This is a genomic window from Rhodoferax sp. (assembly GCF_028689305.1).
In the GTDB taxonomy this organism is placed as follows: domain Bacteria; phylum Pseudomonadota; class Gammaproteobacteria; order Burkholderiales; family Burkholderiaceae_C; genus Rhodoferax.
The window spans coordinates 24432-42188 of record NZ_JAQTWM010000006.1 but is presented as its reverse complement, the minus strand read 5'-3'; the positions used below and the strand labels follow the sequence as shown (position 1 = coordinate 42188).

Here is a 17757-nt window from a genome sequence, read left to right as displayed (position 1 = left end):
TTTTTTATTGCCTTTCATTTCCTTTTTTGGAGCTTTCCCCATGAGTTTGCAAACACGCCTTGAATCCCTGGTTCTACGCCTTGCCGCCGAGTTCAAGACCATTTACGGTCAGGTCGGTACGCTGGCCAACCTCTCGACCACTGACAAGACCAACCTGGTCAGTTCCATCAATGAGCTGCGCAGCCAGATTTCCACTTTGGCGGGCGTCACCATCATTGACGATGCCAACGCGGCTGGTACGGCCACCACGTTCTCGGCTTCCAAGATCACCTCCTTGCTTGATGCTCTCAAGGCTGACTTGCTGGGTGGTGCTGATGCGGCCTTCGACACGCTCAAAGAGTTGCAAACGGCCATTCTGGATGACCAGACAGGCATTGCTGCACTGCTTGCCGCTGTCGACAAGCGGGTGCGCTTTGATGCGGCGCAATCCCTGACTGCCCTTGAGCAGGAACAGGCTCGCCAGAACATCGGTGCGGTCTCAGTGCTGGACATCGGCAATGCGGATACCGATTTTGTGGCGGCGTTTGAAGCTGCTCTTTTGGCCTGATCGTTCATGAACCTGGCCCAACACATCTCCGAATTGGCGCAGCGCCTGGCTCTTGAACTCAAGACCCGCATCACCGCCGATCACCCCGGGGTTGCAAAAGCCTGGGTCTGCTTTGGTGTCAGTGGCTCTGGTGACGAGGCCACGGTGGTGGTTCGGGCTGGGTTCAATGTTCATAGCGTCACCCGCACAAGCACTGGCAAGTTCCGGGTGACGTTTTTGAGCCCCATGCCAGATGCCAGTTACTGCTGGCATGCGTTCGCACGCAATGCGGGCAACCAATCCGCCATGAAACACGCTGGCGCACGCGCCACCGCAGAAGCCAAGACCACCCAGTTTGTGGAGGTCGTCTGCACCACCTCAAACGGATCCTTGTCTGACACCACTGAGATGAACCTGACCGTCTGGCGCTGATGCGTTAACAGAAAACAAACACCATGTCCTTCTCACAAACCCAACTCGAAGCCTTGCAGACCGCACTCACTCAAGGCGAGCGTCGTGTCTCCTTTGGCGACAAGACGGTCGAATACCGCTCCGTTGACGAACTACGCCAAGCCATTCGTGAGGTCAAACGAGGTCTGTCTGAGCAGGCTGCATCCACTGGCATGTGGCCCGGCGCGCCGCGCCAGATCCGCATGACAACATCCAAAGGCTTCTGATGGCTTGGTACACAAAAATCAGAAGTCTGTTTGGCCAGGTGGGTCAGGGACCAATACATGAAGCGGCAGGCCGTGGCAGACGCGCACAAGCCTGGATGCCCGGCAACCCGGGCGCTGTGTCGGCCCTGCTTGCCACCAATTCCGAATTGCGCACCAAAAGCCGCGATCTGGTGCGGCGCAACGCCTGGGCGCAGTCCGGCATCGAAGCCTTCGTGGCCAATGCAGTGGGCACCGGCATCAAACCTCAAAGCCTGGCCGGTGACGACACGTTCAAGGCGGCAGTGCAGACGCTGTGGCGCGACTGGGTAGAAGAAGCCGATGCGGCAGGCCAGACTGACTTTTATGGATTGCAGGCATTGGCCTGTAGGGCCATGCTGGAGGGCGGTGAATGTCTGATCCGGCTGCGACCGCGCCGACCTGAAGATGGTTTGAGCGTGCCCCTGCAACTCCAGCTGATCGAGCCCGAGCACCTGCCACTGAATCTCAATATCGATTTGGATTCAGGCAATGTGGTTCGTTCCGGCATCGAATTTGATGGTGTTGGCAAGCGCGTGGCGTACCACTTGTACCGCTCCCACCCCGAAGATGGCAGGCTCGCACCGATGTCCGGCCAGGGTGGACTGGAGACAGTGCGCATCGATGCCAGTGAAATCATCCACCTCTACAAGGTGTTGCGCCCGGGACAGATACGGGGCGAGCCGTGGCTTTCACGCGCCCTGGTCAAGCTCAATGAACTCGACCAGTACGACGACGCGGAACTGGTGCGCAAGAAGACCGCCGCCATGTTCGCAGGCTTTGTCACCCGGCAAAGCGTGGAGGACAACCTGCTGGGCGAAGGCCTGCCGGATGGAAACGGTGTGTCACTGGCTGGTTTGGAGCCCGGCACCATGCAGATTCTTGAGCCCGGTGAAGACATCAAGTTCTCTGACCCGGCCGATGTGGGTGGTTCTTACGGCGAATTCCTGCGTGCCCAGTTTCGGGCAGTGGCAGCCGCCATTGGTATCACCTATGAGCAACTGACCGGTGACCTCTCTGGCGTGAACTATTCCAGCATTCGTGCCGGGATGCTGGAGTTCAGGCGGCGATGCGAGATGGTGCAGCACGGCGTGCTGGTGCATCAAATGTGTCGCCCGGTGTGGGCCGCATGGATGAAGCAGGCCGTGCTCAGTGGCGCATTGCAGGCTCCAGGCTTTGCCCGGGGTGGCAATGCCAAGCGGCGGCAATACCTCGCAGCCAAGTGGATTCCGCAGGGCTGGCAGTGGGTGGACCCCGAAAAAGAGTTCAAAGCCATGCTGCTTGCGATTCGCTCTGGGCTGATGAGTCGGTCTGAGGCCATTTCGGCTTTTGGCTATGACGCAGAGGACGTCGACCGGGAAATCGCGGCTGACAACCAGCGCGCCGATGACCTGGGTCTGATTTTTGACTCCGACCCCAGACGCACCTCCAAAGACGGTGGCAGCGCAGAGCCCAACAAGCATGCAGCTCAAGCCGCCGACACCCAAGCCAGCGATCCCGTCACCACTGACACGTAGAGGATTTCCATGAACCTGTTACCGCATTTGGCGGCACGCCTATTTGGTGCGCCGCTGCTCATCCATCGCCCAAAACTTGATGTCATCTTGTCGGTGCTGGGCACGCGCGTCGGACTGCCTGACTTGTCGGCACCGACTGGCTTTGTCCAACCTGATCGAAGCGCTGCCCATGCAGATACCGGCGATGCTCGGTCAAGCATTGCTGTGATTCCCATATATGGCACGCTGGTGCGGCGCACCCAGGGGCTTGAAGCCCAGTCTGGCCTGACCAGTTACGCCGGAATTGCCCAGTCGCTGGAAACAGCGCTGGCCGATCCGAGCGTTGCTGCCATCCTGCTCGACATCGACTCGCCCGGTGGTGAATCCTCTGGCGTGTTCGATCTTGCTGACCGTATTCGCGCCGCAACGGCCATCAAACCGGTTTGGGCGGTTGCCAATGACATGGCGTTCTCCGCTGCCTATGCGCTGGCAAGTGCAGCGAGCCGCCTGATCGTCTCGCGAACTGGCGGTGTGGGCTCCATTGGCGTGATTGCCATGCACGTTGACCAGTCGGTCAAAGACCAGCAAGACGGTATTGCCTACACCGCAGTCTTTGCCGGTGACCGCAAAAACGATCTCAACCCGCACGCACCGATCTCGGGTGAAGCACACAGCTTCTTGCAGGGTGAAGTCAACCGCATTTATGACCTGTTCGCCACCACGGTGGCCAAACACCGGGGCATGGGCGTGAACACCATCAAAAGCACCCAAGCCGCCCTGTACTTCGGCACAGACGCGGTTGCATCTGGTCTGGCTGATGACGTGGGAACGCTCGATGACGCGATCAGGCAGATCAATTCCATGCTGACGCCACCGGTTCCCTCGCTCTCCCGACTGCTTGCCAGTCAAACCATCCCTGAAACCTCACCTGAAAAGGAAATTCCCATGACCCAATCCGCCCAACCCACCCCCGTACAAGCCCAAACTGGTAGCACTGCCACCGCTTCGGCCACCACATCAACCGCCGACTCCGTGTTTGCAGTCTCTGATGCGATTGAAGTCGCGCAAAGCTGCACCCTGGCTGGTCGAACTGACCTGATCGCTGGCTTTTTGGAGGCCAAAGTGGCACCCGCTCAGGTGCGCAGCCAGTTGCTCACGGCAATGGCGCAGCAATCCACGGAAATCGTCAGCCGCATCGACCCGAATGCTGCACACCGCCAGGACATGGCCGCTTCTAACCCCGCTTCGCCTGACAACCCGCTGATTGCCGCCGTCAAAGCCCGAATCGGTGCTCGCTAAATCCCACCTGACCCCCTCACTAATAGGAGAACTCCATGGCTGAAATCAAACAAACCCTCAACTTGGGCGACTTGCTCAAATATGAAGACGAAGGCTTTTACTCGCGCGACCGCGCCACCCTGACTGCTGGCCAAACCCTGTTACTGGGGACAGTCCTTGGGCTTGTGACCACCACCGGCAAGGTCAAGCAACTCGATCCAAGTGCCACCGATGGCAGCCAACTCGCCTGTGGCGTGTTACTGCAAGACTGCGATGCCTATCTGGTCGACCGGGACGACGCACTGATGCTGGCGCGCCACGGTGCGGTGGCCCAGCACGCACTTACCTGGCCTGCGGCCATCACCGTGGCAGAGCGCGATGCAGCAGTGGCCCAGCTCAAGACCGTGGGCATTCTGGTGCGCCAAAGCGCCTGACCATCCAATTCAATTCGCCCCATCCATCCCACTATTTGAAGGAAAGCCATCATGGCCATCAACAACCCGTTCCTCAATCCCGCCTTTTCCATGGCGTCACTCACCGCAGCCATCAACCTGCTGCCCAACCGTTACGACCGACTCGACCAGCTCGGGCTTTTCCCTGCCAAGCCAGTGCGCACCCGCACCATCGTGATCGAAGAAAAGGCCGGTGTGCTCAATTTGCTGCCCAGTCTGCCTGTGGGCTCGCCCGGTACGGTCGGCATTCGTGGCAAACGCACGCTGCGCAGCTTTGTGATCCCGCATATCCCGCACGACGACGTGGTTCTGCCTGAAGAGGTCTTGGGGCTACGCTCGTTTGGCACAGAAAACGAGTTTGCCTCCATTGCGGCTGTGCTGGCCGAGCACCTGGACAACATGCGCACCAAACATGCCGCCACCTTGGAGTATTTGCGCATGGGTGCATTGAAAGGCATCGTGCTCGATGCTGATGGGCGCGAACTTGTCAATCTGCATGGGGAATTCAAGATTCCAGCAAAGGTAATCAGCTTCAAACTCAACATCGACACCACGGAAGTGCTGGACAAGTGCCTTGAACTTAAGCGCTATATGGGTAAGAGTCTGATGGGTGAGCGCATGAACGGCGTGCATTGCCTTGTCTCGCCCGAGTTCTTTACCAAGTTGGTGACTCATTCCAGCGTTAAAGCAGCATATAAATTGTGGAACGACGGTCAGGCCTTGCGCTCCGACATGCGCGCAGGCTTTCCTTTTGCAGGGGTCACCTTTGAGGAATACGCCGGTGAAGCCAGCGTGCCCGATGGCTCCGGTGGCTGGGTAATTAAACCGTACATCGAAGCAGGCGAAGCGCATGCTTTCCCGCTGGGCACGATTGACACTTTTGCCACCTACTTTGCACCGGCTGACTTCAACGAGACGGTCAACACGCTGGGCCAGCCGATCTATGCCAAGCAGGCACCGCGTCAGTTTGAGCGTGGAACGGACTTGCACACCCAGAGCAACCCGCTGCCCCTGTGCCAGCGTCCGGCCCTGTTGGTGCGCCTGACCGCATCCTGATCAATATGGCCACCTTGGTCGAAAAAATCTATCTGGCCGCTGCCAACGTCGGGTTTCTCAAGATCTGCGTCTGGCAACCCAGCGATGGCGGTGCAGCGCAGACGCATTCGGTCGGATTTTCTGCACCTGACCAGGACGTGCTCTCGGGGCTTGGTGTCAGCACCGAGTACGAGATGACCTACCCGAACTCTTGCTTTGTGGGGCTCAAATCCCGCGAATCAGTGCAGATCGAGGGTTTCGCGTATCAGGTGCGGGAAGTCACGGCCGTGGGCGACGGGTCTGAGGTGAGCGCCAAACTGATGCGGGTGTAAATCCTATGGCAGCGAACTCCATTCGTGAACGGATTTTGCAGACGCTGGTGGCGCGGTTGAACCCGGTGGCCACAGATCAGGCAGCTTCAGTGTGGCGCACGCCCAGTGTTGCCATTACCCGCGATCAGTGCCCAGCCTTGGTGGTGTTTCCTGAGAGTGAGTCACTGGCAGAGCGCGCCAACGACCGTGTCACCCGCGAGTTGACAGTACGCATCACCGCACTGGCGCGTGCCGTGCCTCCAGTAATTCCAGAAACCGTGGCCGATGCCTTGCTCTGTGCGGCGCATGCCGCGCTGATGCTTGACATCAACCTGGGTGGCCTGGCGCTCGGCATTCGGGAAGTCGAGTCCGAGTGGGAAGTGGATGACGCTGATGGCGTTGCCGCCAGCACGTCTGCTCGTTACCAGATCACCTACCGCACCCTGATTGCTGACATTTCCATTCAAGCCTGAATCACTTTTCCCTTTTTCTGTTTATCCATCCCAACTTTTAAGGATCCCAAACCATGAGTACCTATGCATCATTCCAGGGCCGTGTTTACCTCGGCAAACGTGACGTCGAAGGCAACCCCATCGAGGTTCGCTCACCCGGCAATGTGGCCGAGTTGAAACTCTCGCTCAAAACCGATGTGCTGGAGCACTATGAGAGCCAGACCGGTCAGCGCACGCTCGATCACCGCATGGTCAAGCAAAAGTCCGCCACAGTGAATCTGACCATTGAAGAGTTCACCAAAGAAAACCTGGCGCTGGCGCTCTACGGCAACTATGTGGTCGGCACGCCCGGCACTGTGACCAATGAGCCATTAGCGGGCGCGTCACCGCTGGTCGGCGAGCGCTATTTCCTGGCACACCCCAAGGTGGCCAGCCTGGTGATCAAGGACAGCAGCGCCACACCGGCCACTTTGGTCGAAGGGGTGGACTACACCGTCGACAAGGACTTCGGCGCAATCCAGTTGCTGCGTCTGAACGATGGCGGAGAGCCTGCCGTGGCCTACGCCGCGCCCTTGAAAGCCAGCTACGCCTTCGGTGTCACCACCGAGATTGGCATCTTTACCCAGCCACTGCCTGAGCGCTTCCTTCGGCTTGAGGGCATCAACACCGCCGATGGCAACGCCCGGGTGCTGGTTGAGTTGTACCGGGTGGCGTTTGATCCCTTGAAGGAAATCTCGTTCATCTCGAACGAATACAACAAGTTCGAGATGGAGGGCTCGCTCCTGGCGGATTCCAGCAAGCCTTTCGATGCAACGCTGGGCCAGTTCGGTCGCATTGTCCAAATCTGAAAGGCGCGTCATGACTGATTTGGAAAAACTCATTCCCCAAGACACCCTGGTGCAGGTGGCAGGTGAAACCATTGCGATTTCACCCCTCAAAGTGGGCCAGTTGCCTGCTTTCCTGCGGGTGATCTCGCCGGTGATGGCGCAATTGAGCCAGCCGCAAATCAACTGGCTGGCGCTGTTTGGCGAGCGTGGTGACGATTTGTTGAACGCCATTGGCATCGCAGTCAAAAAGCCGCGCGAGTGGGTGGACGACTTGGCAGCGGACGACGCGTTGCTGCTGGCAGCCAAGGTGATGGAGGTCAACGCTGATTTTTTTACCCGAACGGTGATTCCCAAACTCGACGGTCTGTTCAGTCTGGGCAAGGGAATTCAAGCAGCCAACACTGGTTCGACCTCACCCAGCGTCTGATCGAGCACGGCCACCGGCTGCCCGACATCCTGGACTACACGCTGGCGCAGTTGAAGGGCTTTTCTGTTGCCAGTGTGCGTATTGACAGTGCGCGTGATGCCCAACTCTTGTCCCTGATCGCCATTGGCAGCAGGGGCGACTCCAAAAACCTCGATCAAACGCTTGAACGCCTGACCACAGCATCAACCTCGTCATGAAAATCTCCATCCGAATCGACAGCGCCGCAGCCCAAACCCAGCTACGCCGCTGGGGTGGAGAGTTTCGTGACAAGGTAAAAAAAGCGGTGGCCAAAGCCATGGCGAAAGAGGCTATTGCAATCAAGACAGACGTGCGCGATCAGGTGGCCAGCCAACTGACGGTGGTCAAAAAGACCTTCCTCAAGGGGTTCTCCGCCTACGTGATCGACAAAGACCCCAGTCGCCTGCCAGCGCTTTACGTGGGCTCGCGCATTCCATGGGTCGGAATGCACGAAAAAGGCGGGACCATCTCGGCCAAGATGCTGATTCCCTTGCATGGTCGGGTCGGCCGCAAGCGCTTCAAGGCTCAGATTGCTGAACTCATGCGGGGTGGCAACGCCTACTTCATCAAAAACGCCAAGGGCAACGTGGTACTGATGGCAGAAAACATCAAAGAGCACGACCGCCCCTTGGCTGGATTCAAACGTCGGTACCGCAAAGCGCAAGGTATCAAACGTTTGAAGCGTGGTGCTGATATTCCGATTGCCGTACTCGTTCCCCGCGTCATGCTCAAAAAACGACTCGATATCGAGCGACTGGTGGTGCGGCGCATCCCACGACTGGCGGCAAGCATCGAACAACAAATCCGCACGGTCGGATGACTCCCAAATATTGAACTGACCCATGGCTAACAACCGTATTGCCGTTTTAGTCGCCCTTGAAGGTGCAGATGACGGGCTCAAACGCGCCCTGAATTCGGCCCAGCAAAGCCTGGGTGAGTTGGCATCGACGGCCAAGACCGCTGGCGACAAGGCCGCGCGAGGTATGGCCGAGGTCAAGGCAGGCATGTCAGCGTTTGGCGATCAGGTGGCGACCGCCAAGACACAGTTGTTGGCATTCCTGTCGATCAACTGGGCGGCAGGCAAAGTGCAGGAGATCGTCCAGGTGGCCGATGCCTGGAACATGATGGGCGCGCGCCTGAAATTGGCAACCGCAGGTCAGAATGAGTTTGTCACAGCGCAAAAGGCTCTGTTTGAAATCGCCCAGCGCATTGGGGTTCCCATTCAGGAAGTCTCCACCCTGTATGGCAAGTTGCAGCAAGCGGTGCGCATGTTGGGTGGTGAACAGAAGGATGCTTTGACCATCACAGAGAGCATTTCGCAGGCCTTGCGCCTGTCCGGTGCTTCGGCTACAGAAGCTCAGTCGTCACTCTTGCAGTTCGGTCAGGCCTTGGCATCTGGTGTGCTGCGCGGCGAGGAATTCAACTCCGTGGTCGAGAACAGTCCACGTCTGGCCCAAGCCCTGGCCGATGGCTTGAATGTGCCCATTGGTCGGCTGCGCAAGCTGGCTGAAGAAGGCAGGCTAACCGCTGACGTGGTGGTCAACGCCTTGATGAGCCAGAAGGACAAACTCGCTGCTGAATATTCCCAATTGCCCGCAACGGTCAGCCAGGCCTTCCAGCGCCTGCAAAACGCCTTCGGCCAGTGGGTCGCGCAGGTCGATGCAGCCACAGGCATCACCAAAAAACTAGCCGATGGCCTGACTTGGCTCGCCACCAATCTGGATACGGTCATGCAGTGGCTCAAAAAAATAGCCGAAGTGGGGCTGGCGGTGCTCATTTACCGGTTGCTGCCTGCTTTGGTCACAGCTTGGCAAACCGCCGGTGCCGCAGCCATCACGGCGGCAACGGCCACGTCTGCCGCCTGGGCCACTGCCAATTTGTCAGTGACAGCAGCGATTGCCAGCGTCGGCCTGCTCAAAACCGCGTTCGCTGTGTTGGGTGCGTTCGCCGTGGGTTGGGAAATCGGCACCTGGTTGTCCGAGAAATTCGAGATCGTGCGCAAGGCTGGCATCTTCATGGTCGAAATTCTGGTCAAGGCGGTTGAGCAGTTGCAGTACCGATGGGAAGCCTTTGCAGCGATCTTCACCAGTGACACCATCGATGCAGCTACCAAGCGCCACGAGGCTCGTCTGGCTGAAATGAATGTGATCTTTGCGCAGATGTATGCGGATGCCACCAAGGGTTCGGACACCGCCAAAGCGGCCATGACCACTGCGGCCACCACGGCAGAAGAGATCGCCAAGAAGTTAGAAGCCGTGCGCCAGGGCACGCAAGAAGCGGTCGGTCGTGGCGTTGAGGCTGTTCACTCGGCCGTGGAAAAGCTCAAATCCCGTCTGGGCGAGGTGGAACAGGCGGTCACCAAGGCCAATGGCGTGGTGACGGATGCGACAGCAAAAATGGCTGAAGCGTACAAGGGTCTGACGGCCATGGTGGAAGCCAACCTGCAAAAACAGGTCGATGCTGTGAAAGCACGCTACCAGCAGGAGCAGACGGCACTGGATTTGTCGAAGGCGTCAGAGGCAACCCAGATCGCCAAGTCAACCCTGCTGCTTACCGATGCACTGACCCAGCAGACCACCCTGCGCCAAAAAGCCACCACGGACACACTGAAACTCATCGATGACGAGTCCACTGCCCGGGTAGCAGCAGCGGCCAAGCAAGGCGCAACAGAAGCCGAGCGCAGTGCCAACGTGACCCGGGTGGAAAATGAGATTCTGGCGACCAAGCGCCAGTCGATGGTCACCGCCGCCACTGAATACCGCGCTCACATTGATGCGCTCAACGCTGAAGCCAACCGGCATTTGGCGGAAATCCAGCGCATTGAAGAAGCCAAACGTCAACTGACGATGACCACGGAGGAAAAAATCCGTGAGTTGCGTCGTCAGGGCATGACGGAGTTTGAAGCGACGGAAGATCGCAAACGCCAGATCGTTGAGTTGCAGAGCAAGGCGCGTGATGCACTGGCCGCTGGTGAATTTGAGCAGGCTAAACAACTGGCGCAGAAAGCCATGGATTTGGCAGTGCAAGTGGGCAGCACCCAGACCGCAGAGGCCAAAAAGGCAGAGGAAGCCAAAAAGGCATCCGAGCAGGCGCACACGCAGGTCGTGACCTTGGAGTCGCAGGCGCGAGAGGCATCGCGCAAACAGGAGTACGACAAAGCAGCCGACCTGATGCGCCAGGCTGATACCCTGCGCGCAGAACTGGCGCAAAAGACCAAGGAGTCCGACGCTGCCATCGCCCAAGGCAAGGACGGTGTCAACCGGTCCATTCAGGCCATTCGGGAATCCGAAGACATTCTCGTCAAGTCACTGGACGCTCAGGCTCAGGCGCACAAACAGGCAGCCCAAGCCGCAGTAGCAGCGCGTGAGCAGATCAAACAGACCCTGACGGACACCGAAACCCAGATCGACCAGATCAGCGCCAAGCTCAAAGATGGCTTGAAAGTCACGCTCGATGCAGACACCAGCCGGTTTGACAAAGCCATGGCTGAACTGGACAAGGCGATGGCCGAGAAGGAACGTCTGCTGGTCATCAAGGCCGATCTGGAACAGGCCCAGAAAAAGCTCCAGGAATATGAAGCCTTGCTCAAAGAAGGCAAAACGCTACCGGTCGATGCCGATGTCAGTCAGGCCAAAGCGGCGCTGGACAAACTGACCGTCTATGCCAAGCAAAACTCGCTGATCGAGTTGCAAGTCACTTCTGAAAAAGCCCAAGCAGCGATCAACAATGTGGAGGGAATGATCAATGCACTGGGTCGCATCCGCACCGAGTCGCAGCACAGTGTGAACACCAACGCAGATTCAGCCCGTTCGGAGATATCCAGCCTCAACGGCATGAATACGTCGAGCACGCACACGATCTATGTGACCAAGGTCGAAACCAATGCCACAGGTGGGTTGGTGGGTGCTGGTGTGCCGCACTTTGCGGTTGGTGGGGCAGTGGCATCACCAGTTGCGCAGGCATTTACCCGCATGACCGGTGGTTCGGTGCCGGGCTCCGGTGATCAGGACACAGTACCGCGCACGTTGGATGCTGGCGCATATGTGCTGCGCAAAGCGGCAGTGCGCAAGTATGGAAGCGCTGCGCTATCAAAAATTGCCAATGGTGTCGCCCGGTTTGCCACAGGCGGTTCGGTGGTTTCTCCTGGTTCGAACGTCATCAAACGCAACAAAGATGCGGCAGAGGCCCAGCAAATGATCGAGTTGGGCATGAATGGTCTTCGCCAGTACGTGCAGTGGATGCGCATGCAGTACGGTGCCTCCTTGAGCATTGGATTTGAGTACGACACCCTGCAGGGCTACGGCCAACTGGCGAATACCGACCGCCGAACCCTTGAGGGTCTGGTCAACCGCAAGCAACTCACAGGCAACGAAAAGCAAAAACTCGATGCCATCAAGGCCAACTGGCGGCAAGCCATGGCGCAGCCTCTGCTGTATGGCAAAGACCTCGAACGAGACCTCATGGAGTACATGGAGCAGCACCAGGGTGAGTTTTACCGGGGTGGTGGTGTGGCCAAGTCCGATACGGTTCCTGCGATGCTCACTCCCGGCGAATATGTGGTCAACCGGTCTGCGGTATCTCGGTTTGGCACCGGGTTTTTTGAGTCGCTCAACAACCTGAGCCTGCCAGCGAAAGCCCTGGCTGCGCGTGTGCAGGGCTTTGCCAGTGGTGGACTTGTTCAGTCACTGGCTTCACCGATGACTGTGCCAAGACCTGCATTTGCAGGAGAAACCGCACCGGTGCGCACCGTGCGGGTTGAACTGGCGGCGGGAAACCGCAGCGTGTCAGCCACGGTCGATGCCAGGGATGAAACCCGACTGCTGGACATCTTGAAACAAGCCAAAGCCCGGGCTTTTTAAGGGCGAATCCTCATGGAACTTAAAAACCTCTTCAGTGGGGCCACGTTGGCCCTGCCTGACGATTTGATGTGGAGCGACGAACACGGCTGGAGTCCAGTGGTCTCCAGTGTGTCTTACCTGATCACTGGTTCTCTTCTGGTGCAGTCGGCTACCCGCCAAGCGGGGCGGGCCATCACCCTGGTGGGTGCTGCCGACATGGCTTGGGTCACGAGATCGGTTGTCAATGTCCTGCGCGACTGGGCAGCACTGCCGTTGGACGCGGTCAGTGGTCGCTTTGAGTTGACGCTCACTGATGCCCGGGTGTTCACAGTGGCCTTTCGCCATGCCGACGGGGCTATTGAAGCCGAGCCCGTTACCGGGTTTCCCGCACGGTCAGAGGCTGACTTCTACCGCATCACCTTAAAGCTGATGCAAATCTAAATTCTGGAGCCTTCATGCCCATTCTCACTGGCGACATCAAACTGGTCGCATCCCAAGTCATGGACGACGTGCCCGAGGGTGGTGGCGCGCCCACCGCCACGGTCATCACGGACGGCACCAGCAATGCCATCTTTCCCGATATCTCAGAACTCGACAGGGCTGGTGGCCGGGTGAACCTGCGAAAACTCCACGTCTCGGTGCAGACGATGGACACCGACACCTACATGGGTTCGAACATCATCGTCTCCGAGCCTCCTGCGGATCCGAATGTCAGTGTCACGCTGTTCAGCACTCGAGACACCTTTGATCGGCGCGATGCAGCCTCAGCCCGGGTGGAGAGTTACCTCACCAAAGGCCCGATGTGGGGCGGCATGCTGCTGGAAAACCATATTGCTGGTCAGCGTGCCGTGCAAATCTTGCAGGGTGTGGATGCTGAACTGCCTCGAATCGGCCAGACCATGGTGCTGGTCCAAAACGAGGGTGCAACCAACGAGAGAAACCAGTACATCCGAACCACCGAGGTCAGCGCCGTCAAACGCAAGTTCGAGGACAGCCAGGGAAAGATGGTCGACATGAATGTGGTGACCTGCTCCATCAGTGATGCCCTGCGCACCGACTTTCAAGGCTCTGAAGGCAATGCCAAGGCTGCTCCGGCAGCGGGTGCGACCCGGGTTCGCGATACCACGGTGGCTGACGCGGGTTCCTACGTTGGCGTTGTGCCGCTGGCCGCTGCCGCCCATCTTGGAACGTTCAGCATTCGCGCCACCAGCGTCTACACCCAACTGGTGCCCAGTGCCCAGACTGAAACACCACTGGTTGATCTGAAACCAAACGGCGAGCAGGTGGTTTTATCTGCGGCGGGTGGGCCGTTAACGATCACGACATCGGTGGCACTCAACACCTCCCACACCATCAGCGTGGGACAGGCCATCATGCCCAACACGCTCAAACTGACCACCGGCAGCTTGACCTTGGTTGATGATGGTGGCTTGTTGTCGGCTGCTGGCAGCGCTGTGGGTGCGGTGGACTATGCCAATGGGCTGATTTCAATCACCGATCCGTCCGTGAGCTACGCTGGAGCCAAGACGATCATTTACACACCAGCGGCAACGCCGGTGCGCTCACTTCACACTGCCAGTTGGGCGGTGACTGCCGAATCGCGCTCCAGCACCCTGGTGGCGATCTTTGACCCTGCTCCCAAGCCTGGCAGTTTCGCACTGAGCTACCGGGCACAGGGGCGCTGGTACACCCTGCGTGATGCGGGTAACGGCCAGTTGCGCAGTGCGTTTGGTTCAGTGGGCGCTGGCACGCTCAATTTCAACACCGGGTCGATGATGGTCACCCTTGCCGCCTTGCCCGACGCGGGAACTCAAGTGCTCGCCACTTATGGGCTGGCCACTGCCGACACGGCTGTTTATGGTGTTGCGATTGCCGCCCAATCCATTTTCACTCTGGCCCACCCTGGTGTGGCACCGGGTACGGTCACATTGACCTGGGTGACCGGTGGCGTCGATAAAACCGCCACTGACAACGGCCAGGGGCTGCTCACTGGGGACGCCACTGGCAAAGTGGACTATCTGGATGGCGTGATCACCTTCAAACCACTGATCCTGCCCAGCTCTGGCGCGCAAGTCAGCATTGAATACTCTTGGGGAGCGCCGATTGAAGAGAATTTCCAGGCACCCGAGCGTTTTGCACCAGACGGTCACATCGAGATCGTGCTGGCCAACCCCAATGTGCTGGCGCGCACGGTCAAGGTCGAGTGGAACACCGTGTATGACGAGAAAGACCTGACCATCGAAGGCCAGATTTCGACCCGTTGGCTCTCCCTGACCTACAAACCCCGTGTCGACCCCATCGTCATCGTTCATGACAACGGGGCTGGCGGATTTCAGACGCGTCCGGAGTGCGCAGGCGTGATCAATTACGCCGCTGGCACTTTGCGGTTCAAGCCCGATACCGTGATTGCACTGCCCAAGCCCAACTGGACAAAGGTGGTCATCGGCACCCAGGTGATTGACAACGCTTGGTACACCGGCACCCTGGCCACTGAGAAAACGGTATTTGGCGGGTTCACCTACCAGACCATCGGGGCCATCATGCCCACCGATATGTCCGGGTATGTCAAGGTCACTTACCGCACCAGTGCCGCTGGAACCACCAATACCGAGGTATTTCCAGTGAAGCTTGCGGTCGATCTGACGCAAAGCTCAAGCGAGCCCATTGTGAGCGGGTCGTGCAGCTTCACGCTGGGCGGCACACGATTTGTTGACCGCCAGGGCTCTCTCATCACCAACATTGATCCTGCCACTGGTTCCGGACTGACCTCGGGCAGCATCAATTACTCGACCGGCATGGCCAGCCTGACGGTGTTGCCAGTGGGTGCGACGAATTCTGGGGTGATCACCAGCACGGTGACCAGCCAAAGCCCGATGCCGGTGACTGACGTGCAATTCAGAACCAGCACGGCACCCATTCGCCCGTCCAGTCTGTCCGTTCAGTTTGTGCTGGCCGACGACGACGCTCAGGTCTCCCACATCGTCACGTCGGATGCCAATGGCAAGATTGAGTCGGCCAACGTCACAGGCAAGGTGGACTATGAGACGGGCATTGTGTCGCTGGCCTTTGGCAAATGGGAATTGGCCGTTGGCAACGAGACCAAGCCCTGGTATGACGCGTCCAAAATCATCGGCGGGCATATCTTTGTGGCTTCCGCCGTCATGGCCGACTCCATTCGTTATGCGGCCGTGGCCTACAGCTATCTGCCGCTGGATGCCAACATCCTCGGTATTGACCCGGTGCGCTTGCCCAGTGACGGGCGCGTGCCGATCTTTCGTCCAGGCGGTTTTGCGGTGGTTGGCAATACCCAATCCATCACGGCGACTGTCGCCAACGGTCAGACCATCAACTGCGCACGGGTACGTTTGAGTCGGGTGCGGGTGGTGGGGTTTGATGGCAATGTCATCAACGCAGGGTACTCAGTCGACCTTGAATCGGGATTGGTGACCTTCACCTCTGTTACCGGCTACAGCCAGCCCGTGCGAATAGAGCACCGGGTCGAAGACATGGCCGTGGTCAGTGATGTGCAGATCAGTGGCGAGTTGACCTTCACGCGGCCACTGACGCATGAATATCCGATCACCAGTCCATCCAGCAGCTTTGTATCGAGCGCTCTGATCGCGGGTGACCTCAAAGCCCGGGTGTCCGTGCTGTTCGATCAGGCAACCTGGAACGGCACCACCTGGCTCGATGGTGTCAGCGGCACTGCGGCAACTGGCACCTTCAACGACGTGCTGGCACCCATTGTGGTGACCAACAAGGGCGCGGTGTCAGAACGCTGGGCGCTGGTATTCACCAACACCACGAGTTTTAACGTCATCGGCGAGCACGTCGGGGTCATTGCCATTGGCAGCACCAACACGGATTTGAGCCCCAACAACCCTGCGACCAACACGCCGTATTTCAAGGTTCCGGCATTGGGCTGGGGCATTGGCTGGGCAGCGGGAAACATGCTGCGCTTTAACACCGTTGGTGCAATGACACCGGTGTGGGTGGTGCGAACCATCCAGCAAGGGCCCAACACCGGCATCGAGCATTCATTCACCTTGCTGTCTCGCGGCGATGTGGATCGCCCCTGAATCCGAAGTTTTTCAATAACGTTTAAGGACTGACTTTCATGACTCTGCCCGTCAAATATTACGCCAACACCATGCAGGGTGCCCCTCAACTGACCAACGACTGGGGCTGCATGACGGCACTCCTCGATGCGGTGCTGGTCACTGGTTTCAACCTCAAAACCATCGAGACTCTGACCAGCGTCGCCGGTGTGGCCACAGCCAGCATTCCCGCAGGGCACTTGTACTGGGTGGGCCAAGTGCTGACCATCTCTGGCGCAGATCAAAACGAGTACAACGGCGAGGTGCGTGTGGTGGCTGTGACGACAAGCACTTTCACTTATGCCATCACCGGCACGCCTGTGAGTCCGGCCACTGGAGCGAGCATCACCTCCAAGGTGGCACCCCTGGGCTGGGAGATTGCGTTTACCGGCACCAACAAGCGCGCTTACCGCAGCAAAAATGTCCTGTCCAATCGTCCCTACCTGCGGGTGGACGACAGTTGTGATCCGGCCTACACCACCACATACGCCAAAAAAGCCAAAGTGACCATGGCCCAAGGCATGAGTGACATTGACACGTTCGTCGGTGCCCGGGCTCCGTTTGACAGTGCTTACCCGACACGAAACGAAATCGCGACCGGTTCCGGTGCCGGTGTGTATGACGGTTGGTACAAGTGGTACTACGCCAGGTCAGATGGCAACGCCTACGATCACTACGGCGCATCTGTTTTGAACCGCCCGTGGACTTTGGTTGGTGATGATCGTGGTTTCTACATTTTCAATGACACCTGGAGTTCGGGCGGTTTGGGTGGCAAGTGCTTCACCGACTTCGAGAGTTACCGCAGTGCCGACGGTTTCAACACCTTGCTCTGCGCGCAGGAGGCCTACAACTATGCGTCCATACCCAACAGCAGTTATGACAGCGAAGGTTATCAATCCTCCGACTGGCGCTCACGTTTTCCGCGAACGCTCGACGGCACCGGCAAGATTTTGATGCGCAGCTATCTGCAAATCGGCAACAACGTCAATCCCTCGTTTACCAGCCTGAACACCAACAACGGCCAGACCACTTCAGGTTACAGCACGGGCATCAGTTGGCCCAATGGCCCGGACTACAGCATGATCCTGCACCCAACGCTGCTGCGCGAAACCTCCCACTTGCGCGGCCGGATGCCAGGCATGTTTTGGGTGCATAACGATAGCCCCAGTTTCAACCACCTCGACACCATTTCGGGCGTGGCAGGTTACCCTGGGCGCACCTTTTTACTGCTCAAGGTCGCCCATGGTGTCAGCAGTGGCAACTACACCGCCACACTGGCCTATGACATCACCGGGCCATGGTGGTAAG

16 protein-coding genes are annotated in these 17757 nt (G+C 58.4%); all 16 read left to right on the top strand.

Annotation, left to right across the window (positions count from 1 at the left end):
- Nucleotides 1–40 precede the first annotated feature (40 nt).
- Nucleotides 41–547 carry a hypothetical protein gene (locus PHW99_RS02450; protein WP_296532180.1) on the top strand — a complete coding sequence of 169 codons (507 nt, stop codon included), beginning with the start codon at nucleotides 41–43 and terminating at the stop codon, nucleotides 545–547.
- Nucleotides 548–553: 6 nt separating this feature from the next.
- On the top strand, nucleotides 554–958 hold the full coding sequence (locus tag PHW99_RS02445; RefSeq protein WP_300173483.1) for a hypothetical protein: 405 nt from the start codon (nucleotides 554–556) through the stop codon (nucleotides 956–958).
- A 23-nt stretch (nucleotides 959–981) separates the two neighbouring features.
- Nucleotides 982–1203 carry a hypothetical protein gene (locus PHW99_RS02440; protein WP_296532185.1) on the top strand — a complete coding sequence of 74 codons (222 nt, stop codon included), beginning with the start codon at nucleotides 982–984 and terminating at the stop codon, nucleotides 1201–1203.
- On the top strand, nucleotides 1203–2735 hold the full coding sequence (locus PHW99_RS02435) for a phage portal protein (protein WP_300173481.1): 1533 nt from the start codon (nucleotides 1203–1205) through the stop codon (nucleotides 2733–2735). The genes PHW99_RS02440 and PHW99_RS02435 overlap by 1 nt, the downstream gene beginning before the upstream one ends.
- A 9-nt stretch (nucleotides 2736–2744) precedes the next feature.
- Nucleotides 2745–4013, top strand: a complete 1269-nt coding sequence (locus tag PHW99_RS02430) for a S49 family peptidase (RefSeq protein ID WP_300173479.1) — start codon at nucleotides 2745–2747, stop codon at nucleotides 4011–4013.
- A gap of 35 nt (nucleotides 4014–4048) precedes the next feature.
- Nucleotides 4049–4426: a head decoration protein gene (locus tag PHW99_RS02425; RefSeq protein ID WP_300173477.1), complete on the top strand. Its 378-nt coding sequence runs from the start codon at nucleotides 4049–4051 to the stop codon at nucleotides 4424–4426.
- Nucleotides 4427–4483: 57 nt separating this feature from the next.
- A complete protein-coding gene (locus PHW99_RS02420) occupies nucleotides 4484–5500 on the top strand; it encodes a major capsid protein (RefSeq protein WP_300173534.1) in 1017 nt (338 codons plus the stop codon).
- A gap of 5 nt (nucleotides 5501–5505) precedes the next feature.
- Nucleotides 5506–5811, top strand: a complete 306-nt coding sequence (locus PHW99_RS02415) for a hypothetical protein (RefSeq protein WP_300173475.1) — start codon at nucleotides 5506–5508, stop codon at nucleotides 5809–5811.
- A 5-nt stretch (nucleotides 5812–5816) separates the two neighbouring features.
- Nucleotides 5817–6263, top strand: coding sequence for a hypothetical protein (locus PHW99_RS02410; RefSeq protein ID WP_300173473.1), 447 nt, complete (start codon nucleotides 5817–5819; stop codon nucleotides 6261–6263).
- A 53-nt stretch (nucleotides 6264–6316) separates the two neighbouring features.
- Nucleotides 6317–7090 (top strand): hypothetical protein, encoded by a 774-nt coding sequence (locus tag PHW99_RS02405; RefSeq protein WP_300173471.1) that lies wholly within the window; start codon nucleotides 6317–6319, stop codon nucleotides 7088–7090.
- Between the two features lie 10 nt (nucleotides 7091–7100).
- Nucleotides 7101–7496: a hypothetical protein gene (locus tag PHW99_RS02400; protein ID WP_300173469.1), complete on the top strand. Its 396-nt coding sequence runs from the start codon at nucleotides 7101–7103 to the stop codon at nucleotides 7494–7496.
- 193 nt (nucleotides 7497–7689) lie between these two features.
- Nucleotides 7690–8334: a DUF6441 family protein gene (locus tag PHW99_RS02395; RefSeq protein ID WP_300173467.1), complete on the top strand. Its 645-nt coding sequence runs from the start codon at nucleotides 7690–7692 to the stop codon at nucleotides 8332–8334.
- A gap of 22 nt (nucleotides 8335–8356) precedes the next feature.
- Nucleotides 8357–12373 carry a tape measure protein gene (locus tag PHW99_RS02390; RefSeq protein WP_300173465.1) on the top strand — a complete coding sequence of 1339 codons (4017 nt, stop codon included), beginning with the start codon at nucleotides 8357–8359 and terminating at the stop codon, nucleotides 12371–12373.
- 12 nt (nucleotides 12374–12385) lie between these two features.
- On the top strand, nucleotides 12386–12793 hold the full coding sequence (locus PHW99_RS02385) for a hypothetical protein (protein WP_300173463.1): 408 nt from the start codon (nucleotides 12386–12388) through the stop codon (nucleotides 12791–12793).
- 14 nt (nucleotides 12794–12807) lie between these two features.
- Entirely contained in the window at nucleotides 12808–16431 is a 3624-nt protein-coding gene (locus tag PHW99_RS02380) for a hypothetical protein (RefSeq protein ID WP_300173461.1), read from the top strand.
- 38 nt (nucleotides 16432–16469) lie between these two features.
- Nucleotides 16470–17756, top strand: a complete 1287-nt coding sequence (locus PHW99_RS02375; RefSeq protein ID WP_300173459.1) for a hypothetical protein — start codon at nucleotides 16470–16472, stop codon at nucleotides 17754–17756.
- Nucleotide 17757 lies beyond the last annotated feature (1 nt).